At 68.8% G+C, this 22,434-nt stretch carries 18 protein-coding genes; 13 read left to right on the top strand and 5 right to left on the bottom strand.

Features of this window, described 5'->3' with window-relative positions:
* Window positions 1-287: 287 nt before the first annotated feature.
* Window positions 288-1,979, bottom strand: a complete 1,692-nt coding sequence (locus AB0L65_RS59680; protein ID WP_364265975.1) for an MDR family MFS transporter — start codon at window positions 1,977-1,979, stop codon at window positions 288-290.
* Window positions 1,980-2,270: 291 nt separating this feature from the next.
* Between AB0L65_RS59680 and AB0L65_RS59675 the strand changes: the two genes are divergently transcribed.
* The 6 genes from AB0L65_RS59675 to AB0L65_RS59650 all read left to right on the top strand — a co-directional run bounded on the left by AB0L65_RS59675 (window position 2,271) and on the right by AB0L65_RS59650 (window position 8,315).
* Window positions 2,271-2,879, top strand: coding sequence for a TetR/AcrR family transcriptional regulator (locus AB0L65_RS59675; RefSeq protein ID WP_364265973.1), 609 nt, complete (start codon window positions 2,271-2,273; stop codon window positions 2,877-2,879).
* A gap of 137 nt (window positions 2,880-3,016) precedes the next feature.
* Complete coding sequence (locus AB0L65_RS59670) at window positions 3,017-3,943, top strand: MBL fold metallo-hydrolase (RefSeq protein ID WP_364265977.1); 927 nt, start codon at window positions 3,017-3,019, stop codon at window positions 3,941-3,943.
* 207 nt (window positions 3,944-4,150) lie between these two features.
* Window positions 4,151-5,152, top strand: a complete 1,002-nt coding sequence (locus tag AB0L65_RS59665) for a zinc-dependent alcohol dehydrogenase family protein (protein ID WP_364265971.1) — start codon at window positions 4,151-4,153, stop codon at window positions 5,150-5,152.
* Between the two features lie 86 nt (window positions 5,153-5,238).
* Window positions 5,239-6,078, top strand: a complete 840-nt coding sequence (locus AB0L65_RS59660) for an MBL fold metallo-hydrolase (protein WP_364265969.1) — start codon at window positions 5,239-5,241, stop codon at window positions 6,076-6,078.
* Window positions 6,079-6,173: 95 nt separating this feature from the next.
* Complete coding sequence (locus tag AB0L65_RS59655) at window positions 6,174-7,382, top strand: alpha/beta hydrolase (RefSeq protein WP_364265967.1); 1,209 nt, start codon at window positions 6,174-6,176, stop codon at window positions 7,380-7,382.
* Between the two features lie 39 nt (window positions 7,383-7,421).
* A complete protein-coding gene (locus AB0L65_RS59650) occupies window positions 7,422-8,315 on the top strand; it encodes an alpha/beta hydrolase (RefSeq protein ID WP_364265965.1) in 894 nt (297 codons plus the stop codon).
* Window positions 8,316-8,391: 76 nt separating this feature from the next.
* On the opposite strand, the gene AB0L65_RS59645 is transcribed toward AB0L65_RS59650, so the two are convergent.
* Window positions 8,392-9,111, bottom strand: a complete 720-nt coding sequence (locus tag AB0L65_RS59645; RefSeq protein WP_364265963.1) for an SDR family oxidoreductase — start codon at window positions 9,109-9,111, stop codon at window positions 8,392-8,394.
* Window positions 9,112-9,420: 309 nt separating this feature from the next.
* Here AB0L65_RS59645 and AB0L65_RS59640 point away from each other — a divergent pair, with 309 nt between their 5' ends.
* The 6 genes from AB0L65_RS59640 (at window position 9,421) to AB0L65_RS59615 (ending at window position 17,588) form a co-directional block, all read left to right on the top strand.
* A complete protein-coding gene (locus AB0L65_RS59640; RefSeq protein WP_364265961.1) occupies window positions 9,421-10,326 on the top strand; it encodes an alpha/beta hydrolase in 906 nt (301 codons plus the stop codon).
* Window positions 10,326-10,943, top strand: coding sequence for a hypothetical protein (locus AB0L65_RS59635; RefSeq protein WP_364265959.1), 618 nt, complete (start codon window positions 10,326-10,328; stop codon window positions 10,941-10,943). Before AB0L65_RS59640 ends, AB0L65_RS59635 begins: the two co-directional genes overlap by 1 nt.
* Window positions 10,943-12,526, top strand: a complete 1,584-nt coding sequence (locus AB0L65_RS59630; RefSeq protein ID WP_364265957.1) for a hypothetical protein — start codon at window positions 10,943-10,945, stop codon at window positions 12,524-12,526. Before AB0L65_RS59635 ends, AB0L65_RS59630 begins: the two co-directional genes overlap by 1 nt.
* A 13-nt stretch (window positions 12,527-12,539) precedes the next feature.
* A complete protein-coding gene (locus AB0L65_RS59625) occupies window positions 12,540-13,223 on the top strand; it encodes a DUF169 domain-containing protein (RefSeq protein WP_364265955.1) in 684 nt (227 codons plus the stop codon).
* Window positions 13,224-13,403: 180 nt separating this feature from the next.
* Window positions 13,404-16,157, top strand: coding sequence for an AAA family ATPase (locus AB0L65_RS59620; protein ID WP_364265953.1), 2,754 nt, complete (start codon window positions 13,404-13,406; stop codon window positions 16,155-16,157).
* Window positions 16,158-16,559: 402 nt separating this feature from the next.
* The gene (locus AB0L65_RS59615; RefSeq protein ID WP_364265951.1) at window positions 16,560-17,588 is read left to right on the top strand and encodes a cytochrome P450; all 1,029 of its coding nucleotides are present in this window, start codon (window positions 16,560-16,562) and stop codon (window positions 17,586-17,588) included.
* A 9-nt stretch (window positions 17,589-17,597) separates the two neighbouring features.
* On the opposite strand, the gene AB0L65_RS59610 is transcribed toward AB0L65_RS59615, so the two are convergent.
* Together AB0L65_RS59610 and AB0L65_RS59605 are read right to left on the bottom strand one after the other, a co-directional pair.
* Entirely contained in the window at window positions 17,598-19,196 is a 1,599-nt protein-coding gene (locus AB0L65_RS59610; RefSeq protein WP_364265949.1) for a Na+/H+ antiporter, read from the bottom strand.
* Window positions 19,197-19,312: 116 nt separating this feature from the next.
* On the bottom strand, window positions 19,313-20,707 hold the full coding sequence (locus AB0L65_RS59605; protein WP_364265947.1) for an NAD(P)/FAD-dependent oxidoreductase: 1,395 nt from the start codon (window positions 20,705-20,707) through the stop codon (window positions 19,313-19,315).
* A gap of 327 nt (window positions 20,708-21,034) precedes the next feature.
* On the opposite strand from AB0L65_RS59605, the gene AB0L65_RS59600 reads away from it, so the two are divergent.
* On the top strand, window positions 21,035-21,763 hold the full coding sequence (locus AB0L65_RS59600) for an alpha/beta hydrolase (protein ID WP_364265945.1): 729 nt from the start codon (window positions 21,035-21,037) through the stop codon (window positions 21,761-21,763).
* A 219-nt stretch (window positions 21,764-21,982) separates the two neighbouring features.
* On the opposite strand, the gene AB0L65_RS59595 is transcribed toward AB0L65_RS59600, so the two are convergent.
* Entirely contained in the window at window positions 21,983-22,399 is a 417-nt protein-coding gene (locus AB0L65_RS59595) for a hypothetical protein (RefSeq protein ID WP_364265943.1), read from the bottom strand.
* Window positions 22,400-22,434 lie beyond the last annotated feature (35 nt).

Genomic DNA, 22,434 nt, shown 5'->3' with positions numbered 1-22,434 from the left:
CCGGACAGCAACGCGCTGAGGAGCGCTGCCAGGGGGAGGGAGCGTAACAACCTCTTCACCATGCTCACCTTTTGGGGGGTTAGGAAGTGGCATGTAACGCGCAGTTAACATTGGATGTTTTTGAGAGTCAAGAGCTAATTAATGGATAAGAAACCTACAAAATCCATCAATATTCATCACATAAGCCCTGCTGGCAGCGACATTCTCGGGAAAGGGCTATGGATATGTAGTGACATATGCGACGAATAGAGGGGCTGTAGTGGTCGGAGGTTTGCGGTGACGTTGCCTCAGCTCTGCGGGAGCCGAGTGCCGGACGCTGGACCGCTGCTCTCCGCGGCGGCCCGCGCCTCCAGGCCGGACATCGTGCGCAGCGGCACCTCTTTGGTCCATGCCGCCACCAGGAAGGCGAGGATCATCACAGCGGCCACGATCAGGAAGACGACGTGGAGTGAGTCCGTGAAGCCGACTTTGAACGGCTCGGCGAGCCGGGGGTCGAGGTGCTGGATGAATGAGGAGTTCTCCAGCACTCCCGAGCCTGGCCTGCCGGAGCTCTGGGGGCGCTGGAGCATGTCCAGCACCGGGGCGTTCGCCGGGTTGGAGAGCACGGCGGGGTCGTGGAGCGCTTCGCTCACCCCACCCCTCTGGTACGCCGCCCGGAAGGCCGAGCTGATCTTGTCGCCGACGGTGCTGAACAGCACGGAGAGGAAGATCGCCGCGGCGGCGGTGCCGCCCATCTGCCGGAAGAAGGTGGCTGATGCGGTCGCGACCCCCATGTCCTTGGGCCCGACGGCGTTCTGCATGGCCAGCATGAGGACCTGAAAGCAGCCGCCCAGTCCGGCGCCGAACAGGACCATGTAGCCCACGGTCTCCGGCAGTGCGGTGTCCCACTGCACCCGGTAGTGCAGGAGCACCATCGCCGTGGCCATCAGCGCGGAGCCGACGACGGGGAAGATCTTGTACTTGCCGGTCTTACGGATAATGCGACCCGCTACCAGGATGGAGAGGAGCATGCCGACCGAAAGTGGCAGCATCAGCAGCCCCGACTGGGTGGGGGTGACACCCCTCACGATCTGCAGGTACAGCGGGATCGTGATCATTCCACCGAACATGCCCATCCCGACAAGCACGGAGAGCAGGCTCATTTTGCTGAACATGGCGCTGCCGAAGAGTCGCATCGGCAGGAGCGCCTCGTCACCCATCGCCCGTTCGACGCAGACCCACACCACCAGGCCGATCGCGGCAACCGTGTAGCAGACGATCGATTGGGCCGAGGTCCAGCCCCAGCTCTGGCCCTGCTCGGCGACGAGCAGCAGCGGCACGACGCCGACGGCGAAGGTGGCGGCGCCCCACCAGTCGATGCGGTGCTCGCGTCGGGCGTGCGGAAGGTCCAGCACCCTTGCGACCACGTAGAGGGCGACGAGGCCGACCGGGACGTTGACGAGGAAGACCCACCGCCAGCCTGTGATGGCGAGAATGTGTCCCTGTCCCGCCAGGAAGCCCCCGATCAGCGGGCCGAGCACGCTCGAGCAGCCGAACGTCGCAAGGATGTAGCCCTGGTACCGGGCGCGCTCGCGCGGCGAGACCATATCGCCGATGATCGCCATCGCCAGCGACGTCAGGCCGCCCGCGCCGATGCCCTGGAAGGCGCGGAACCCTGCCAACTCGGTCATGGACGCGGAGAGTGTGCACGCGGCCGAGCCGACGATGAAGATGCTGATGGCGGCCAGGAAGAACGGTTTGCGCCCGTAGATGTCGGACAGCTTCCCGTACAACGGCGTGGTGATCGTCGACGTGATCAGGTATGCGGTGGTGACCCACGCCTGATGGCTGAGTCCATGCAGATCGTCGGAGATCGTCCGGATCGAGGTGCTCACGATGGTCTGATCGAGCGCCGCGAGGAACACCCCCAGCAACAGGCCGCTGAGGATGGTCAGAATCTGTCGGTGCGTCAGTTTGGCAGACGGCACGGGGACGGCCATGCCTGCGGCTCCTCCGGGAACTGCGGATGGAGTCATGGGGGTTGTTCTCCTTAATGCGCCGCCCATCGGGGGTTTGCTCGGCGCCCGGGCTGGTGCCTGCGATCCACAGGCCGTCATGTTTGAAATGCTTCGGAAGTCAGGTGAGCCGGCAAGGGCCCTCGGCCGTGGGAGGCCCACCTGCCGTTTAGATTATTATCATCATCTAAACGAAGTGGGAAAGTGGGGGCACCCCGGCGTCACCGGCCTGGTGGTCCTTGCAAGCCGAAGAAAGGGAAGGCATCCATGCCCCGCATGTCACGAGCCGCGGCCGAGGAGCACAAGCGGCAGGTGATCGACAACACCTCCAGGCTGATCCGTGAAAGGGGCGCTGACCAGGTCAGCGTCCCCCAGGCGATGGCCGCCGCCGGGCTGACCCACGGCGGCTTCTACCGCCACTTCTCCTCCAAGGACGACCTGATCGCCCAAGCGATCACGGCGGCGTTCGCCGAGCGCAGCCGGGCCATGGAGCAGCTCGTCGACCAGGTTCAGGCCGCCGGTGCACACTCGGCCGAACGGTCGGCCCGGACCACGTACCTGGCGACCTACCTGTCCGAGCTCCACCGCGACCATCCCGCCAAAGGCTGCGCCGCCGCCGGTCTTGTCGTCGATGCCGCTCGTGCCGAGCCCGGCGCCCCGGTACGCACTGCCTTCACCGCCGGCCTGCGTAACCTCTTCGACGACTTCCAGCGGCTCGACGACAACGACGATGCCGACACGAACAGGAGTCTTGCGCTCGCCGAACTGTCCACTCTCGTCGGCGCCCTCCTCCTCGCCCGAGCCAGCGACGACGCTGCTCTCTCCCGGGACATTCTCGACGCCGCGCGCCAGTACCTGAACGGCCGAACCGGCGATTCCCCATGAAGGTCGTTGAGCCGCGTCAGGCAGGTAGACACCGGCATGCCGAGCATGGCCGCCTCCGCGGCGCGCGTGACAGGGCCACGGGCGCCGAATAGGGCTTCGGCAGTCGAGGGCATAGAGGCCTTACCGGCAGTTACGTGATGGCCAACGAGGAATCCGAGGAAATGATCATGTCTGGCGCACCGCTGAGCTGGAGCGTTCACACGGCACCGTCGATCCCGACGGAGATCTCAGACCTGCCGCCCGACCTGCCCAGACGCATGTGGTCGCCGATCACGGCGACACTGATCACAGGCGAGCGGGACGCGGTGCTGGTCGACGCGCTGATGACCGACGAGCAGGCCGGCCGGTTGGCGGACTGGGTCGCCGCGAGCGGCAAAAATCTCACCACGGTCTTCGTCACCCATGGGCACGGTGATCACTGGTTCGGGCTGGGTGTCCTCCTCGACCGCTTCCCGCGTGCCCGCGCCGTCGCCACACCGGCCGTGGTGGCACAGATGAAGAAGCAGATGGCGCCGGAGTTCGTCGCGTCGTTCTGGAACACCCGCTTCCCCGGCCAGATCCCCGACAAGCTCGTCGCGGCCGAGCCGCTGGCCGGCGACCGGCTGGAGCTGGAAGGCGACGAACTCGTCGTCGTGGGGCTCGGGCACACCGACACCGACGACACCACGTGCCTGTACGCGCGGTCCATCGGGTTGGTCGTGGCCGGCGACGCCGTCTACAACGATGTCCACCTCTACCTCGCCGAATCGCCCGCCGAAGGCCGCCGGGCCTGGCTACGGGCACTTGACATCATCGCCGCGCTGGACCCTCAGGCGGTCGTCGCAGGACACAAGCGCCCCGACCGCCCCGACGACCCGAGGAACATCCGAAGTACATCCACGACTTCGAGACGCTCGCCGAGCGCACCACGACCACCCTCGACCTCTACCGCGGCATGCTGGAACTGCACCCGACCCGAGTCAACCCGGGAGCGCTCTGGGGCTCGGCCAGATCTGCCAAAGGCTGACCGGCGCCCGGCTCGGGTTCCTCACCTCGCGAGTAAGGAGGGGTCTTTTGGGGAGTAGTGGCCCGTAGGGCCATTCGCTTCTTCGGGGGGAAGTGGTGATGTCCGTGATCGAGCGTGTCGGCGGCGCAACGTCGACTACTGTAAGCGATCTTTCATATACGGCGCCGGACCTGAAGAGGTGTCCGATCCGTGAGTCGACCGGGCGGCCGGGATATGCGAGGCGCGCCGTCGACGGCTACGACTCCGGCGATCGGGGGGCTGAGAGATGAAAGCCATCCGAATCGCTCAACATGGTGAGCCGTCCAAGGTTCTCGAAACCGAGGACGTGCCTTTCCCGGAGCCGGGGAACGGGCAAGTAAGGGTTCGTATTCTGGCGACCCCGGTGAACCCGTCCGATCTCCTGTATGTACGGGGATACTACGCAGGCGTCGAAGCTCGGTTTCCAGCGCCGGTCGGATTTGAAGGCGTCGGCATCGTGGACGCTGTCGGGCCCGGCGTGAAGAACCTCGCTGTCGGACAGCGGCTGTCGGTTGTCAATGGCCAAGGGGGAAACTGGGCGGAATATGCGGTCGTCCCCGCGGGTGACCTGTTCCCGGTACCCGATGAGATCCCCGATGAGCAGGTGGCCTCCTTCGTCATCAATCCGGCCTCCGCGATCCTCATGGTCCGCCGAGTGCTGGCGGTCCCCAGAGGTGAGTGGCTCCTCCAGTCCGCGGCAGGCTCCGAACTGGGACGCATGGTCATCAGGTTGGCCAAGCGCGACGGCATCCGTACCGTGAATGTCGTCCGCAGACGCGAAGCGGCGGCCGAACTGGAACGCCTGGGAGCCGACGCCGTCATCGTGTCCACCGAGGGGCCGATCGACGAACAGGTCCGGAGTATCGTCGGGCCGGAAGGCGTCAAGTACGCCATCGATCCCGTGGTCGGAGAAACCGGCACCCAGATTTTCCAGGCGCTCCATGAGGATGGCCGCATGCTGGTCTACGGATCCCTTACGGGGGAGCCGATCCGGGTCGGTCAGGATCCGCGCTACATCCTGGCGGGCCGCCGTACTCTCGAGGTCTTCTGGCTCGGCTACTGGCTCCCGAGACTCACCGACGCAGAACGACGGCAGCTGGGGGAAGACATCGTTTCGCTGATGCGCGAGGGAACCATTGAAACCTCCCTCGGGCGTAAATACTCGCTCGACGAGATCGAAGACGCCGTAGCCCAGGCCGAGCAGAAGGGCAGGCAGGGAAAGGTGTTCCTTGTCCCCGGAAAGATGTAGCGAGGATCGGGCTTGCGGCTCCCGAAGCAGCAGATCATCGCCCGCCTCTACTCGTGGCGAGCGGTCACAGAGCCCGGAGGTGTGACGTGACGGAGCTGCGCTACGACGTTCTGGTCGCCGACGGGGTGCCCCGTCAACGATCCATGCGATTGCCCGACGGAGGTCCGATCGTGTCCTCGCCACTGGCATCCACCCTGATCCTGGGCCAGACGGACGCTGTCCTGGTCGACCCGCCCTTCACGCGCGAGCAGGTGCAGGCGGTCGGCGACTGGATCGAGCAGTGGGGCAAACGGCTGGCCTATGTCTACGCCACCCACGGGCACGGCGACCACTGGTTCGGTACCGATCTGCTGCTGAAAAGGTTCCCCGGCGCCGTGCCGTATGCGACCGAGGGCACGATCCGCCTGATGCGCAAGCAGGCGACCGAAGGACGCGAACAAATGTGGGACGTGGACTTTCCCGGGCTCATTCCCGACAGTCCCGTGGTGTACCAGGTGATTCCCGCAGGAGGGTTCGAGCTGGAGGGCCACCGCCTGCTGGCGGTGGAGACCGGCCACACCGACACCGACGACACCACTGTCCTGCACGTGCCGTCGATCGGCCTCGTCGTGGCCGGTGACGTCGCATACAACGGAGTTCACCAGTACCTGCTGGAAAGCGCCGGCGGCGGGTTCGAGAAGTGGCTCGCCGCACTTGACACCGTTGCCGCCCTGCGCCCGCGCGCAGTCGTCGCCGGCCACAAGAACAGAGATCTACCCGACGACCCTTCGATCCTGGAGCAGACCCGCGCCTACCTGCTTGACGCGCGGCGCCTACTGGCGGCAAAACCAAGCCCGCGAGAGTTTTACGACCAGATGCTGCAGCTCTATCCGGATCGGCTCAACGTGAGCCCGCTCTGGTACAGCGCGTTGGCACTCCTGTCATGAGAGGAGCTCCACGGCCACCGCGCCAGGCTCGATGACGTGGCGCCGGCGTTCGTGGAGACCGGACTCGGCGAGCGTCGTGCGAAGGAGTGAACCCCATGCGGATCGATCGCATCGCTGACACAGACATCAGGTTCCAGCGGAACGGCGCGGGTGATCGGGCACTGGTCTTCGTCCACGGATTCCTCGACGACCAGTATGTCTGGGACGCGGTAATCGCGGAGCTCGGGAGCGAGGGTGTCGAGACGGTGCATCTCGACCTGGCCGGTATGGGTGAGCGCACGGATGCGAGCGGCCCGTTCACGCTGGACCGGTTCGCCTCGGAGGTCGGGGCCGTGGTCGATGTCCTCGGCACGCCGGCGGTGCTCATCGGGCAGAGCATGGCCGCGCCGGTCGTGGAACTGGTGGCCGCCGCCCGTCCCGAGCGCACCCTCGGCCTGGTACTGGTGTCGCCCGTTCCGCTCGCCGGCACACGGTTGCCCGATGAGGCGGTCGAGCCCTTCCGCAGGCTGGGCGGCGACCCTCAGGCGCAGCGAGCGCTCCGGCAGCAGCTGTCCACCGGCCTCGGCGAGGCAGATCTGGACAGGCTCGCCGTGATCGGCGGCCGGGTGCGGCCCGAGGTGGTGCGCGCGCTGGTGGACTGCTGGAACGCCGGCCACCCGGACGGGGAGCGGCCGAGCCGCTACCTGGGTCCCGTGCTGGCGATCCGCGGCGCCGACGACGGATTCGTCACCGAGGACATGGTCGCCGACAGGGTGTTGAAGCGGTTCGGCACAGGCGAGAAGGTCACGGTCGACAGGGCCGGGCACTGGGTGCACATCGAGCGGCCGGCTGCCGTCGCTGCTCTGCTGGACGCGCTCCTGGCCAAGGCACATCCCGTGGGCGACAGGACGCGCAGTGTGCGGCCTCAGCAGTGGATCTCGGCCTTCGCCGAGAAGTCCGCTGCCTCTTTCGCGAAAGCTTTCGCCGAGGACGTCGTACTGGAGGGTAGCGCGCTCACGCGGCCGATCGAGGGCCGTGGGCAGGTCGAGCAGGTGATGGAAGCGGCCAGCGACATCTACGACTCGCTGGTGTTCACCCGCGAGGGCTCCAGCGGGCCGCACACCTTCCTGGAGTGGGAGGCCACGGCATTCGGCGGGACGCAGATCCGGGGCGTGACCATCCTGACCAAGAACGAGCGCGGCCGGATTGTTCGCGCGGCGATCCACCATCGCCCGCTCGGCGCCGTACTCCGCTTCTCCGCCGAGCTGCGGGAGCGCCTGCGCGGTCGCATCGACCCGGCGAACTTCCTTGCCGACGACCGATAGCCGGCGCCGCAGGCTGAGGCCTTACGAGAGGGAAGGCGCATGACGCAACGCACCGACATCGCATTCAGCGCGGAGGGCCGCGTCACGCTGCGCGGCTGGCTGTTCGCTCCGGACGGCCCCGGGCCGCACCCGGCGGTCACCATGGCCCACGGTTTCGCCGGGGTGAAGGAGCACGGGCTGGAGCGCTTCGCCGAGGCCATCGCCGGGGACGGCTTCGTGGTGCTCCTTCACGACCACCGCACGTTCGGAGCCAGCGAGGGGCTGCCCCGCCAGGATGTGGACCCTTGGCAGCAGATCGCCGACTGGCGCCGCGCCATCTCCTTCCTGGAGAGCCGGCCCGAGGTCGACGCCGACCGGATCGGCCTGTGGGGCACCAGCTACGCCGGCGGCCACGCCATCGTCCTCGGCGCCACGGATCGGCGCCTGCGGTGCGTGGTCGCGCAGGTGCCCACGATCAGCGGATACGAGCAGGGCCTGCGCCGCGTCCCGCCGGATGCCGTCGCCGGCCTGGAGGAGGCGTTCGCCGAGGACGAGCGGGCTCAGTTCCGCGGCGAGCCGCCCAGCACGCAGGCGGTCGTCAGCGACGACCCCGCCGTGGCGGCGGCGTACCGGGGCAAGGAGGCGATCGACCTCTACCTCCAGCCGCTGCCCCCGGGTGCCTGGGAGAACCAGGTGACCCTGCGCTCCACGCGCGCCGCCCGCATGTACGAGCCCGGCGCCTGGATCAGCCGGGTCTCGCCCACCCCGCTGCTGCTCGTGGTCGCCGACCACGACACCATCACCCTCACGGACCTGGCGCTCGCGGCCTACGAGCGCGCGCTTGAGCCGAAGCAGCTGGCGTTGCTGCCAGGCGGCCACTTCGATCCCTATCTGTCCAGGTTCCAGGAGTCCAGCGCGGCGGCGCGCGACTGGTTCCGCAGGCACCTGTCCTGACGCCACGCCGCCAGACGGCCCACGGCGGAAGCAGGCGTCGTCAACCGCGTGCGGCAGGACCTGTGCCCAGGTCTGCTCAGCGGGGGCTCGCTACCGCAACATCGGGATACAGCAGGTCAAGTCCGCCGGACAGGGCAGCCTTGACCTGGCGGGTTCTGTCGCCGACGAGGACCTCGGGCGCGCGTGCCTGGACACCGTCGAGCGCGGCCGCGGCCACCGCCGCGGGGTCGAGCTTGCCGGCAGGGGCGACGTCTTCGGCCATGTCCGTGTCCATGTAGCCGACATGGAGTGCAGTCACCTCGATGCCGGCGGGTGACAGCTCCTGCCGGATCACGTTCGTCATCGCCCATTCGGCGGCCTTGGCCGCGCAGTACCCGCCGTAGTCGGGGTGGTGGATCCAGGAGAGCACGGAGAGCACGTTGAGGATCGCACCGCCGCCGTTCCTGGCCAGTATCGGGGCGAACGCGCGGGTTACCGCCAGGGTGCCGAAGAAGTGTGTGTCCATCTCCCGCTTGATGTCCGCGAGGTCGCCTTTGACCAGGCCCACGCGGGTACTGATGCCCGCGTTATTGATCAACAGCGTGACATCGGGAGCAGCCCGTGCAGCCTCGGCTACGGAAGCTTGATCCGTGATGTCCAGCCGCAGCGGTACGACGCCAGGCAGGTCCACGGTGGATGGATCGCGGGCGGTGGCATACACCTTGGCGGCTCCACGGACGAGCAGTTGTGCGGCGAGATGCCGGCCGAAGCCGCGGTTGGCGCCGGTCACGAGCGCGGTCGAGTTCTTGATGTCCACAGCGTCTTCCTCCTCGTGTCGGCTTGGAAGAGCGAAGCGGCAGCCACTGGGCATTTCTGACCTTTTGCGGCTTTTGTGCTGATCATACCTGTTCTGCGAGGTTCGGCTCCCGCTGGGGCGCGCGCGGACGATCGCATGTATGACGTCACCACCAGCGGGTAGTCCGCCTAGAAGGGTGCCAAATAAGGACCTTCTGTCCGGGCCGGGGTCGGTCTCGGCCCGTCATTTCGGGTGACATCCCTGGGAAGCGGGAAACGCCGGCCAGCTCGTTGCCGACATTTGAGAAGGTCTTGAAGAGAAGAGATGGTCATGTCGACGAAAACCGAAGAGATGATCATGGCGACCTGCGATATCGCGCTGACTGCCCCGAACCAGTCGGTTGAGGCAGACAACGGGGTCAGCTACGCCTACCGGCGGTTCGGCACTTCGCCCTCCGGCGTACTCCCGCTGGTGATGCTGCAGCACTTCCGCGGCAACCTGGACGACTGGGATCCGCTGCTGCTGGGCGCCCTCGCGTCCGACCGCGAGGTCATCACGGTGGACAACGCCGGGATCGGCCTGTCCTCGGGGACGGTGCCGCGCACCATCACCGAGATGGCCCGTGACATCATCGCCTTCACCGACGCGCTCGGGCTGCCCCGGATCGACCTGCTCGGGTTCTCCATCGGCGGGATGATCGCCCAGGAACTGACCCTGCTCCGCCCCCAGCTGGTCCGCCGGCTCGTGCTGGCCGGCACCGGACCGCAGAGCGGCGAGCTCATGCACGGCTGGATCAACGACGTCGCGGCCCTCGCCAACGTCGCGCACAACCGTCCGGAGGACCTGCTGCCCCTGTTCTTCGAGATCACCCCGACCAGCCAGCAGGAAGGCCGGGAGTTCCTGCGACGGTGCGCCGCCCGCGAGGACGGCCGCGACAAGCCCGCCGGCCTGCAGGCCCGGGACGCCCAGTTCGACGCCATCACCGAATGGGGCATCTCCGCCCCGTCCAGGTTGAGCCGGCTGGCCGGGATCACCCAGCCGGTTCTGATCGCCGCCGGTGACAACGACATCATGATCCCGACCCCGAACGCCTGGCTGATGGCCAGGCACCTGCCCAACGCGCGCGTCCGGATCTACCCCGACTCCGGCCACGGCTTCTTGTTCCAGTGGCCCGAGCAATTCGCCGAGCTGGTACACAGCTTCCTGTCCGGGGCCGGCGAGGAAAGAGCCGCGTGATGGACATCGCCCACCGGCTGCTGCACGCGCGACCACGAGGGTCTGGTCCGGCGCTCGTGGCCGGGCTACGGGTGCTGCTGTGGTGGCTCGGACATGGGCTCGCGCTGGCGTCCCGGTTCAGTGCCGCGGTCCGGTCGCAGATCACGCGCAGCCTCACGGTCGAGATCTCCACCGACGACGGTGTCGCGAGGCACTGGGTTTTCGACAGCCGGCGGCGCCTCGTGTCCGTGAGGCCCGGACGGGCCGAGGCTCCCGACCTCGCCGTCCGGTTCACCAGCAGCGGCCAGGCGCTTCGTGCCCTGACCTCGCCACGTGCGATCGACCGCATCATGGGCGACCTGATGCACGGAGCCGTCCGCATCGAGGGCAGCGCGATGATCCTGGTGTGGTTCCATGGCCTGACCCGGAAGCTGGTGGCCGTCGGCCGGACGGGTCCTCGTCGGCGGGCTCTGCCGGGCGCGTACCTGGCACACGACCCAGCCTCGAACGGCGCCGAGAAGATCACGATTGAGCCGGCGGTGCGGCAACTGGATCCGCGCTGGACCGGTGCCTGGAACTCGCGCGCCAAGCTGTGGATCGTACGCGGAGCCAACGGCGAACCGCTGCGGGAGCCGTGATGAGCAGGCGTGCCGAGACGCTCGTGGCCGGAAAGCCGGCGGCCGGCCTGAACGACCGTACGCTGGGGTGGCTGCGGTTCATGTGGGACAAGGCGACGACTGATGACGACTGGAGCGACCTGGGCGAACCTCACGCGTGGTGGGATCGCTACAGCGTGCCACCGATGTGCGCCTTCCCCCGGTTCGACGTCGCATATATGGGGTACGTCCTTCCGCTGATGCTCGAAGCGACCCCGGCGTGGCGGGAGGCTTACACCCGGATCGCGGACGAGCTCATCCGCCGCTATGTCTCGTTCTGGGGCGCAGTTGACTGGTGCACGCTGATCGGGCCCGATCCCGGCGTGGACCGCTACCCGCCCGAGTGGCTGGCCAATATCCCCGAGCCGCTTCGCGGCCGCTACGCGATGCCGGGATGGACCGGAAACGGGGTCGAGCCGTGGGGACTGCAGCCGGATCCGGTCGGCGCCGACGGCAACCTGTTCTACCGGGGCTGGCTGAACCTGTTGCTCGGAATACGCCGCTACGTATCCGATGAGCCCGGCGAGGGCCGGCCACTCGACATCACCGGGTACCAGAACCGCCAGTTCACCTGGACCCACAAGCGCATGGCGGAGTTCATCTCCGCCCAGTTCCGGACCCGTCCGCAGGGCCCGCACTGCGAGAACACCAAGATCTGGCCATTCTGCGTCAGCGCCGCCGGGCTCGGGCTGAAGCTCTACGACGCGCTGTTCGGAACCACCCTGCACGAGCCGTTCCCACGTTGGGTCGACTACGCCCGCCGACACTACATTAGCCTGACGCGCACCGGCGAGCTGGACACGTTCGCGTTCTACTACGATCCGGTGGAACAACGCCGCATGTCGCTGCCTGGGCCCTTGGTGGCCTACGACGCGCTTCCTTGCCTGTTGTACCTGTACCCGCAGGACCGCGAGTTCGCCGCCTGGCTGTACGAGCTGTCGATGCGCAGACTCGGCTGGAACGACCCGGATGAACCCCTGAGCAAGCTCGACCTCGACCCGCACCAGCTGTGCACGGCCTTGTGGATGGCACGCGAGGTCGGGGACACCGGCACCGAGGACCGCATCCGGGCCATCGCCGAACGTGACTTCCAGCCCCGGTTCTTCGGCGAAGAGAACGACCGTTTCGCCTTCTGGTTCGGCTACGACTCCACCTGGCCCCGCGGACAGCTCAACGCCACGATGATGCTGACCGAGTGCGCCGGCCCGGGAGCCTGGTGGCGGGTCTTCAACGAGCCCCAACCCGCCTCGGCCTCGGAACCGGTTCTCCGCGGTATCGACTACCCGAGCATCGGCGTCCGCCGGGCCCAGAACGACATGGCCCGGCACGTGCTCACCATCGAGACCACGGCCGCCACACCCTCCCGGCGAGGAGATCCCACCAGCTTCACCATCGACCGACTGCCCGGCCCGGCTGAGGTATCGATCACCGTCGACGGCCACGACTGGTCCGGCTGGCACGTCACCAGCGGCAACTCCATCCAGCTCGACCTGGACATCGGCGAGCACCAGATCCGCATCGCCTTTCCGGGCGACGGCTCCGGAGAACGCGAGTCCCGCGCATGAAAGGTGCCGCACCATGACGCAGATGCCCGCTCTGGCGGCCTCGCTCATCGAACTCCTCGGCCTGACTCATCCGCCGGTCGCGATCACGTTCGGCACAGAGCCCGCCACCGCCGGCGGCGAGGGGCTCGCCGCACAGCCCGCAGGCTGCTGCTTCTGGGAACCGGCCCAGCGGCGCCCCCTCGACACGCGCCCTGCGGACCACGCCAATTGCAGCACCGGAAGCTACACACACGGCCTCATCGACCTGGCCGCCGCGGTGTCCGGGCCTGACACCGCAGCCCTGATCAGCAGCGGATGGATCACCCCGGAAGACCTCGCGGCCGTCGCGCACCTGCCGATCCGGCCGGCGTCGATCCGCTACGAGCCACTCGCGGCGGCCACCAGCCCGGATGTCGTGCTCGTCCGGCTCTCGCCGTCCTCGCTCATGACACTCCAGGGCGCATGCCCAGACCTGCGGTTCGCCACCAGGCCGCAATGCCAGATCATTCCACTCGCCTACAGCGGCCAGATCGCGGTCAGCCCGGGATGCGCGATCAGCCGGGTCCGCACTGGTCTGCCCGCGAGTGAGATGACCTGCGCGCTGCCCGCCGCAAGCCTTCCTGCGCTCATCGACCGCTTGCGCCAGGCCGTGGCCGCCGATCAGGCAGTCGTCGACTATGCCGGCGCCGAACTCCGACGCTACGACACGCTCACCTGATCAGCCACCGGCCGCGCACAGCGGCGGAGGGCCGTCCAAAGGCCGTTCCCGCAGCTACTGCGGTAGTTGGACAAGGGCCTCAGCGTTGGCCACTATGGACGGCACGGGTCCGATGATCGGGCTCAACCGTGCCAGGGGAAAGCGGAAGCCGGCCCCCTCCTCAGCACCTAGGGTTGACCAGTGGACGAGCTGTTCGGACGGGACGAGGAATGCGGTCGGCTGGCGGCGGCGCTCGACGATGCCCGGCAGGGGATGAGCGCGGTCGCCGTACTGCGAGGCGGGCCCGGGACCGGCAAGAGCGCGCTGCTCGATCACCTTCAGTCCACGGCCGCCGGCTTCGAGCTCATGCGCTTCGACGCCGTGGAATCCGAGGCCGAGCTCGGGTTCGCCGCGCTGCACCACCTGCTCAGGCCGCATCTGGCGCAACTGCCCAAGCTGCCCGATCCGCAGCGCGACGCGCTCTGTCAGGTCTTCGGACTTCAGGAACGGACCGATCCGCCCGACCGTTTCCTCGTCGCGCTCGCCTCGCTCGGGTTGCTGGCCGTGCGCGCCGACGACAGGCCCCTGCTGTGTCTGGTCGATGACGCCCACTGGCTCGACGAGGAGTCCGCCGCGGTGCTCACTTTCGTGGCCCGCCGGCTGTACGCGGACTCCGTCGCGATGGTGTTCGCCGTCCGGGACCGGACGGACCGCGTCGACCACCTGGCTGGGCTGCCTGAGCTGCCCGTAACCGGCCTGGCCACCGAACCGGCCGGGCGGCTGCTGGAATCGGTGGTCTCCGGGGTCCTCGATCCGGACGTCCGCGGCCGAGTTGTCGCCTCCACCGGGGGCAACCCCCTCGCCTTGATCGAGGCGGCCCGGGAACTGAGTACCGATCAGCTCAGCGGTCAGGCGCCGCTGCCCGAGCCCGTTCCGCTCGGCCGCGCCCTCGAAAAGGCCTACCTACGCGAAGCGGTGGCGCTGCCACCGCAGACGCGGACTTTGCTACTCGCCTCCGCGGCCGATCCCACCAGTGATCCGAACGTCCTGTGGCGGGCCGGTCCAGAGCTCGGCTTCGACGCGAGTGCCGCGGCGGCCGCTGAGGAGCGCGAGCTCCTGTCGATCCGGGAGACGGTCAGGTTCCGCCACCCATTGATCCGTTCGGCCGTCTACTACGGCGCCCCGCTGGCGCAGCGCGCGAGGGTTCACGCCGCCCTGGCCGATGTCGCGGGAGACCTCGGCGAGATCGACCTGCGCGCCTGGCACCTGGCGGCTGCGGCCACCGGCCCGGACGACAACGTGGCCACCGAACTCGAGCGCGCCGCAGAGCGCGCCCGCGACCGCGGTGGCTGGTCCGGCAGTTCGACGCTGCTGGCACGAGCCGCGTCCTTGTCGTCGGACCTGCCCACCCGCTCGCGTCGCCTCCTGGGGGCGGCGGAGACCGGCGCCGTGGGCGGCTCACCCGGACGGGCCCAGGCCCTGCTCGACGAAGCGGCCGCCTACCGCGCGGACCGGCGTTACAACAGCCTGGTACAACGCGTTCAAGCGCGGATCCACCGTCTTACCGGCGCGCCGGCGGCGGCGACCCATGCCCTGTTGACGGCGGCTCGGGAGCTGGGCCCCGTCGACATCCGTCTTGCCCGCGACATCCTCGTGGAAGCGCTCGTCCAGGCGCAGATCAGCGGCTCGCTCGCGCCGCAGGGGGCATCGCGGCTCGGCGTGGTAGAGACGGCCCGCTCTCTCCCGCTGCCCGCCGGGATGCCGGTCACAACGGGCGACGTGGTCCTCGAAGCCGACACGGCGGTACATCTCGAAGGACTCGGGAGCGCAGGCCCGAGGCTGCGGCAGGCCATCGAGGCGGTACGGCACGAGGAATCGACGGCGCCCGAACTCTTCCAGTGGCTGGCCGCGGCCTGCTCGCACGCGACCATCCTCGGCGACGACATCGCACTGCACGAACTCGCCTGGCGCCTGAAGACGGAAGCCCGGCGGCAGAGGGCCGTCATCCCGATGGCCCTGGCGCTCAGCCACACGGCGCTGTCCGAGCTGATCGCCGGACGCCTCGCGGAGTCGGAGCGCCTGTTCGACCAGCATGCGGCGCTGGAAGAGGCGCGAGGCTCGCAGCTCTACCTCGGTGCCCTGCTCGTCGCCGCGTGGCGCGGCCGATTCGAGGAGGCACGTACGCTGGCTGAAGCCGTCCAGGAGCACACCATCCGCACCGGCCAGGGGTACCAGCTGGTCTTCTGTGACTACGCTCGCAGCGTGATCGAGCTGAGCCAGGGCCGGTATCACGAGGCATTCCTGAGCCTGGAAGACAAGATCGGGGACACCAGCCAGCTCAAGTTCGCCCTCGTCGACATGGTGGAGGCGGCGACCCGCTGCGGCAAGGCCGACGACGCGGCCGAGCTGCTGGAACGCCTGTCCCGGCTCGCCGGCACGACCCCCGTTCCAGGCCTGCTCGGTGACCTTGCCCGCGCGCAGGCGCTGACGGCAGCCGACGCCTCGGCGGCGGAAGAGCTGTATCTGCGGGCCATACAGCATCATGAGAACACCCGGGGCCCGTTGCGCAGGGCGCGGAGCCATCAGCTCTACGGGGAGTGGCTGCGCCGTGAGCGCAGAACCAAGGATGCGCGGTACGAACTGCGGCTCGCCTACGAGCTCTTCGACGCCATGGGCGCTCAAGGCTACGCGGCCAGAACGGCACAGGAGCTTTCCGCGGCCGGCGATCCGGTGCAGCACGGCGGGGACGCACACAGCCGTGGCAGCGACCTGACCACCCAGGAAGCGCGGGTCGCCCGCCTGGCGGCCGGCGGGGCCACGAACGCGGAGATCGCGACCCAGCTTTACCTCAGCGTGCACACCGTGGACTACCACCTGCGAAAGGTGTTCAGGAAACTCGACGTCCATTCCCGGCGTCAGCTGGCCGACCGGCGAGATCGCATCGCCTCGGTGTAAGGCGAACGCGTGTCCAGGTGCTGTGGTTGAAACACCTTCAGCGCGGGACGACCCGCAAGGGGTCCGCTGCCGAGATCGCCCGTGATCAGAGGTCGTAATGGCACGGTTGGGAGCGCGCCATGTTGCTCGGCCGCGCCTCGTCCGGCTACGTCGCGTAACTGAAGCGCTACAAAGTCAGCCGCCCGGCCGGTGACCAGCGGGTCCGTGATCTGTACGCCACCGTTGTCGTGACCGGCCACGATCCCGGCGAGCGCCGCGCCGGGCTCGTCCATCGCCGCTGATCCGACCGTCCACCGGGCCGCTCCGGACGCGCTGTGCGCTCGTGGAGTTCACGAAAGGCATCGTCATGGCACAGGCCAGCCTCTACCAGCAGATCCTCGACCCCGCCAACCGAGCCCCGGCGTGACCGAGGCCACGGCCGGCGGGCCCGCCCTGCTCCTGCCCTTCATCAACCTTGACCCGCCCGACCACGACCGGCTGCGGGAACTGGCGATGCGCCCGTTCGGGCCGCCGGAGTCGCCCGGGCGCGTCGACGCCCTCCGCCCCTGGCTCGCCGGGGTCACCGACGGCCTGATCGACGGCTTCGCCGGCAAGAACCGCATCGACGCCGTCGCGGAGTTCGCCTACCCGCTGCCCGTGGCCGCGATCTGCCACCTGCTCGGCGTGCCACGCGAGGACGAGCCGCGCTTCCACCACTGGGCCGACGCCACCGTCGAGGCCTTCGACCCGACCACCGGAACGTTCGAGGAGCGGCAGAAGAGGAGAAGCGAGATCACCCGCGAACTGGGCGAATTCCTCAACACGCTCGCCGACGCCCGCGTCCTCCGACCGGGCGACGACCTGATCTCCGGCCTGCTCACCGACGCCGGCCCGCACGGGCCGATGGCCCGTACCGACCTGCTCAACACCGCCGGACTGCTGCTGGTCGCCGGCCACGAGACCACCGTCAACCTCATCGCCAACGGCCTGCTCACCCTGCTGCGCCACCCCGACGTGCTCGAGTCGCTGCGCCACGAACCCGACCTGAGCATCCCGCTGGTCGAGGAACTTCTGCGCTACGAACCACCGGTGCACATGCTGACCGCCCGCAGCACCCTGGCCGACATCGACATCGCCGGCACCACCATCCCGAAAGGCGCACCCCTTGCGCTCGTCCTCGCCTCCGGCAGCCGCGACCCCGAACGCTTCACCGACCCGGACCGTTTCGACCCCGACCGTGCCGACAATGCGCACCTCGGCTTCGGCAACGGCATCCACAACTGCTTCGGCGCGCCGCTGGCCCGGATCGAGACGCAGGTGGCACTCTCCGCGCTGGCCCGCCGGCTGGTCAATCCCCGGCTGGTCACCGATCCGCCACCGTACCGGCCCAACCCGACACTGCGCTGCCCCCGCCATCTCATGATCGAGGTCGATGCCATCGCGCCGGCATAGTATTGATCATCAGAGGATCTGCTGCTCCTCCAGGTCGAGCCTGCGCTGCACGGCCTGGAGAGCCTCGTCGCCGATCTCGCCGCGCTGCCACAGGCGCACCGCCTCCTCGCGCTCCACCCGCAGCAGCTCTCTGCGTGCCTCGGCGTAGGTCGCCGCAGCGGTGACCGCCCCCTCGACGAGCTCAGGCAGGTGCTCGTCGTCCGCGCCGGGCCCCAGTACGGCGTGCGCCTTGCGGGCCCGCTCCTCCAGGTCCCTGCGCAGGCGCAGCTCCACGTCGGCGGGCAGCGCACCCTCGGCCACGATCTGGTCCAGGCGCATCAGGGCCAGTCTGGCCGTGGTGTGCTCCGCGCTCGCCTGCTCCAGCGCGGGCAGGTCGTCCTCCCTGCCTGCGATGCGCAGACGGCGGCTGACCCACGGCAGGGTCAGCCCCTGCAGCACCAGCGTCGCCACGATCACCGCGAAGGTCAGGAACAGGATCAGGTCCCGCCCGGGGAACGGGGCGCTGCCCGCGGTCAGCGGAATGGCGAACGCGGCGGCCAGCGACACCACGCCGCGCAGCCCCGCCCAGGACACGATGACAGCCGCCTGCCACGGCGGAGACGGATCACGGGCACGGATGCTCGGGAAGAGCAGCCGCGGCAGGTAAATGGTCGGGAACACCCACATGATGCGTACGACGATCAGCGTGAGCGTCACCGCGCCCGCGTACAGCGCGAGTTCGACGGCGGAGTAACCGTGCAGCCCCGCCAGGATCTGCCGCAGCTGCAGGCCGATGAGCGCGAACACGACGCCCTGCAGCAGGTACGCGATCATCTCCCAGACCGCCTGCCCCTGCAGCCGGGTGGTGCTGGACACGATCAGTGGCGCCGCCCGCGCCACCACCAGTCCTGTCACCACCACCGCGAGCACGCCCGAGCCGTGCAGCGTCTCCGCGCCCAGGTAGGCCGCGAACGGGGTGACCAGCGACACGGTGTTCTCCGTCAGCGGGTCCTCGATCCGGCGCCGCACCTGGACGACGAGGAATCCCACGGCCAGCCCGAACCCGACACCGATCACGCTGACCAGCAGGAACCCGAGCACCGCGTCGCCGTAGGAGAACACACCGGTGACCACGGCGGCGATCGCGATGCGGTACGCCACCAGGGCGGTGGCGTCGTTGAGCAGGCTCTCGCCCTCCAGTACGGTGACCACCCGGCGCGGCAGCCCCACCCGGTTCGCGATCGCGGCCGCCGCGAGCGCGTCCGGCGGCGCGACGATCGCGCCGAGCACGAACCCGGCCGCCAGCGGCAGCCCGGGCACGAGCGCGTGCGCCAGATACCCGACCGCGATCGTGCTGGCCAGCACCAGACCGACCGACAGCAGCGTGATCGAGCGCATGTTGGCCCGCAGGTCCCGCAGGCTCGTGTCGAGCGCCTCGGCGTACAGCAGCGGCGGCAGGAACCCGAACAGCACCAGCTCCGGATCCAGCTGGTAGTCGGGCAGGCCTGGCACCAGGCTGACCAGGATCCCGGCGATCACCAGCGCGATCGGTGACGGCACGCCCAGCCGCCTGGCCAGCGCCGACACGACCGTGGCGCCCACCACGAGGACCAGCGTGAGTGTCACCACGTACCCTGACCTGCCTTCCTCAGCCTCCCTCGTCTCAGTGTGTCAGCACGCCGGACGAGGCCGTCAGACGCGGTCAGAGTAGCGCTTATCGCCGCCGTGGCCCGTGGCGCCGGGACCTAGAGGCCGTACTTCTCGAGCAGCCGCAGCCAGACCTCGCTGACCGTGGGAAACGGAGGCACCGCCTGCCACAGCGTGTCGAGCGACGTCTCGCCGACGATCGCGATGGTGGCCGAGTGCAGCAACTCCTGCATGCCGGGCCCGGTGAAGGTGGCACCGGCCAGCACCTTGCGGTCGGCGTCGACGACGAGCTTGCTCGTGCCGGTGATCCCCACACCCAGCACCCGGGCCCCATCGACGTCGCCAGTGCCGGTGGTCACGGTCCGCACCGCCAGGCCGCGCTCGCGGGCCTGCTTCTCGGTCAGTCCGACCGCGCAGACCTGGGGATCGGTGAAGATCACGCGCGGCACCACGTCGGTCGCCCCGGGCACGTCCTTACCCATGATCACATCGGCGGCGAGCCGGCCCTGGTACTTGCCCATGTGGGTCAGCAGCGCGCGGCCGTTGCAGTCGCCGACGGCGTACAGCCAGCCACCCGGCACGCCCGTGGCCCGCATCCAGCCGTCGACCTCGACGAATCCGCCGGCTGTCAGGCCGATGACCTCCAGGCCGAGGCCCTCGGTCTCCGGCCGGCGGCCGACCGCGACGAGGATCGCATCGGCGGTGACCCGGCGGCCGTCGCCGAGTGTCGCGGTCAGTGGCCCCTCGGAGTCCGTCCGCGCGACGGCGGTCACGCGGACGCCCGTCACGACATCGATGTCCTCGGCCTCGAACGCCGCGCGTACCTGCTCACCGGCGAACGGTTCCTCCGCCATCAGCAGCCGCTCGGCCTCCTCCACCACCGTCACCTCGGGACAGCCCAGCCGCCGGAACGCCTGCGTCATCTCCGCGCCGACGAATCCGCCGCCGATCACCAGCAGCCGTTCGGGCAGGTCTTTCGCCGCCGTCGCTTCCTGGTTGCTCCACACCTCGATGTGGCGTAGGCCGTCGATGGGCGGGATGGCCGGACTGGTGCCGGTGGCCAGCACCACCGCCCGGCGCGCCGCCATCCGTCGCGTGGGGCCCTCGGCGGTCGAGACGTCGACCACCCGGTCGTCGGCGATTCGGCCCGCCCCGCGGACGAACGTGACCCCCTTCTCCTCGAAATAGGGCAACTGCGCCGAGTCGTCCCACCTGCCGACCAGTTGATCACGGCGCGCGAACGCCTCCCGGGAATCAAGGGCGCCGGTGACCGCCTCCGCCGCCCCCGGTACCCGGCGGGTGGCCGCGAGCACGTCTCCCGGCCGGATCAGCGCCTTGCTCGGGATGCATCCGTAGTACAGGCACTCGCCTCCCACCAGCCGCTGTTCCACCAACGCCACCGACAGCCCACCGTCGGCACACCTGCCCGCGACCGTCTCGCCCGCGGGACCCGCACCGATCACGACCACGTCGAATTCGTCCAATGCCCCCACCCCCGGTGGGACTTACCCGCCGTCCAAGTGGCAACACGCACGGTGCACGTCGCGGCCCGTTGACCGGCGACCTCGCCGGCGCTCGCCCGCGAGGGGGCCTTCGTCGCGCGGAGCGTAGCGGGCGACAGGACATGATCACGCGCCCTGGATCACGCGGTAGAGGTGGCCGTCGACTACGCACCGCGCGGGATGACGGACGATGCCTGTCGTCAGAGGGTGATCGCGGGAGCAGTCTCTTCGACAAGGTGCGAGCGGTGCCCGCCCACACCCGACCCGGTGAACCGCCGCAGGGCCACGGTCGCCGGGAGAAGCGAGAGGAGAAAGACCATGACGTCACCCGTATCGTCCGCCACCGTGGTTCTCGTGCACGGCGCGTTCGCGGACGCTTCGAGCTGGTCACGGGTCGTAAGCCGCCTGAGTGCGGCCGGCGTGGCGACGGTCGCGGCACCCAACCCGCTGCGGGGGCTGACCGCCGACGGTGAGTACATCGCGAGTCTCGTGCGGCAGATCGAGGAACCCGTGCTGCTGGTCGGTCACTCCTACGGCGGCCCGGTGATCACCTACGCGTCGGCGAAGGCCGAGAACGTCAAGGGCCTGGTGTTCGTGGCCTCGTTCGGCGTCGACCAGGGCGTGTCCACCCTGGGTTCGAACGAGGGCTTCCCGCCCGCCGAGCTGGATGCGGCGCTCCTGCCGCGTACGTTCCCACGCGGCGAGGAGACCGGAACGGAATTCCAGATTCAGCCCGAGCACTTCCACTCGGTGTTCTGCGCGGATCTGCCGGTCGACGAGGCAGCCGTGCTGGCGATCAGCCAGCGACCTGCGGCCGACGTCGCGTTCGGAGAGCTGCTGGCGGTCGAGCCGGGCTGGAAGAAGGTCCCGAGCTGGTTCATCGTCGCCGGCGCGGACCATGCCATCAACCCGGACGCCGAGCGTGCCGCGGCCAAGAGGATCGGGGCGACCGTCACCGAGATCGAGGGCGGCTCCCATGCCATCGCGCTTTCCCACCCGGACGAAGTGGCACAGGTCATCCTCGGCGCGCTCGGCGAGATCGGGTGATCCCAGGAGTGCCGGGGGAGAAGGAGCTGCGGAACGAGTCACGACCGGGCGATGGCACGACATCGCGGAAACGGGCGGGATCGAGTGCCCCACCAAGCGCCGCGCGTACTTGCGCGGTGCTTGGCGGGCGTCTCCTCCACGATCACGTGATGGTCAGGCTCGACCTGAGTGAGGTGCACCACTCCTGACAGCGATCGCCGGACGACGCGAGGAGGGTTCTTACTCCTTGCCGAGGAGTCTGCGCACGTGCTGGACGATTTCGTCGTTGGTGTAGGCGTGACCGCCGATGCCCCAGCCCCCGGGGACCGCCTCGGTCAGGGTGACCCAGGTCCGTTCCGACAGCGAAGGGTCTCCGGATGCCTTGGCCACCAGTTCGGAGATCTCCTTGACCAGTCCGAGTTGCTGCTCCCTGTCGAGGGCGCCGGCGTTGGTGGTCACGGTGACACGTACGTGGTCGGCACTGCCACCCGCGGTGGAAAAGGCATCCGCGTCCAGCTCGTGGACGAACGCGGCCGTGTTGTCGGTGAAGAACGGAATGACGGGAACCTTCTCCCAGCGCATGACTGCTTGAGCGAGCTCCTGCGCCAGTCCCTTTCGGTCCTTGATGACTCCCCGGGAGGTGTATACGTCGATCATGGGCATGAGAGGGATCCTCGCTCTGATAAGTGTGT

This window comes from Nonomuraea sp. NPDC052116, from assembly GCF_040680035.1.
Lineage (GTDB): Bacteria > Actinomycetota > Actinomycetes > Streptosporangiales > Streptosporangiaceae > Nonomuraea > Nonomuraea angiospora_A.
This window is presented reverse-complemented; position numbering and strand designations above follow the sequence as displayed.

Bases quoted from the DNA above. Each gene is read 5' to 3' on its own strand.
- AB0L65_RS59665 (WP_364265971.1), top strand. From the start codon at position 4,151: ATGAAAGCCATCCGAATCGCTCAACATGGTGAGCCGTCCAAGGTTCTC.
- AB0L65_RS59625 (WP_364265955.1), top strand. From the start codon at position 12,540: ATGACGCAGATGCCCGCTCTGGCGGCCTCGCTCATCGAACTCCTCGGC.
- AB0L65_RS59675 (WP_364265973.1), top strand. From the start codon at position 2,271: ATGTCACGAGCCGCGGCCGAGGAGCACAAGCGGCAGGTGATCGACAAC.
- AB0L65_RS59670 (WP_364265977.1), top strand. From the start codon at position 3,017: ATGGCCAACGAGGAATCCGAGGAAATGATCATGTCTGGCGCACCGCTG.
- AB0L65_RS59635 (WP_364265959.1), top strand. From the start codon at position 10,326: ATGGACATCGCCCACCGGCTGCTGCACGCGCGACCACGAGGGTCTGGT.
- AB0L65_RS59600 (WP_364265945.1), top strand. From the start codon at position 21,035: ATGACGTCACCCGTATCGTCCGCCACCGTGGTTCTCGTGCACGGCGCG.
- AB0L65_RS59640 (WP_364265961.1), top strand. From the start codon at position 9,421: ATGTCGACGAAAACCGAAGAGATGATCATGGCGACCTGCGATATCGCG.
- AB0L65_RS59680 (WP_364265975.1), bottom strand. From the start codon at position 1,979: ATGGCCGTCCCCGTGCCGTCTGCCAAACTGACGCACCGACAGATTCTG.
- AB0L65_RS59595 (WP_364265943.1), bottom strand. From the start codon at position 22,399: ATGATCGACGTATACACCTCCCGGGGAGTCATCAAGGACCGAAAGGGA.
- AB0L65_RS59630 (WP_364265957.1), top strand. From the start codon at position 10,943: ATGAGCAGGCGTGCCGAGACGCTCGTGGCCGGAAAGCCGGCGGCCGGC.
- AB0L65_RS59655 (WP_364265967.1), top strand. From the start codon at position 6,174: ATGCGGATCGATCGCATCGCTGACACAGACATCAGGTTCCAGCGGAAC.
- AB0L65_RS59650 (WP_364265965.1), top strand. From the start codon at position 7,422: ATGACGCAACGCACCGACATCGCATTCAGCGCGGAGGGCCGCGTCACG.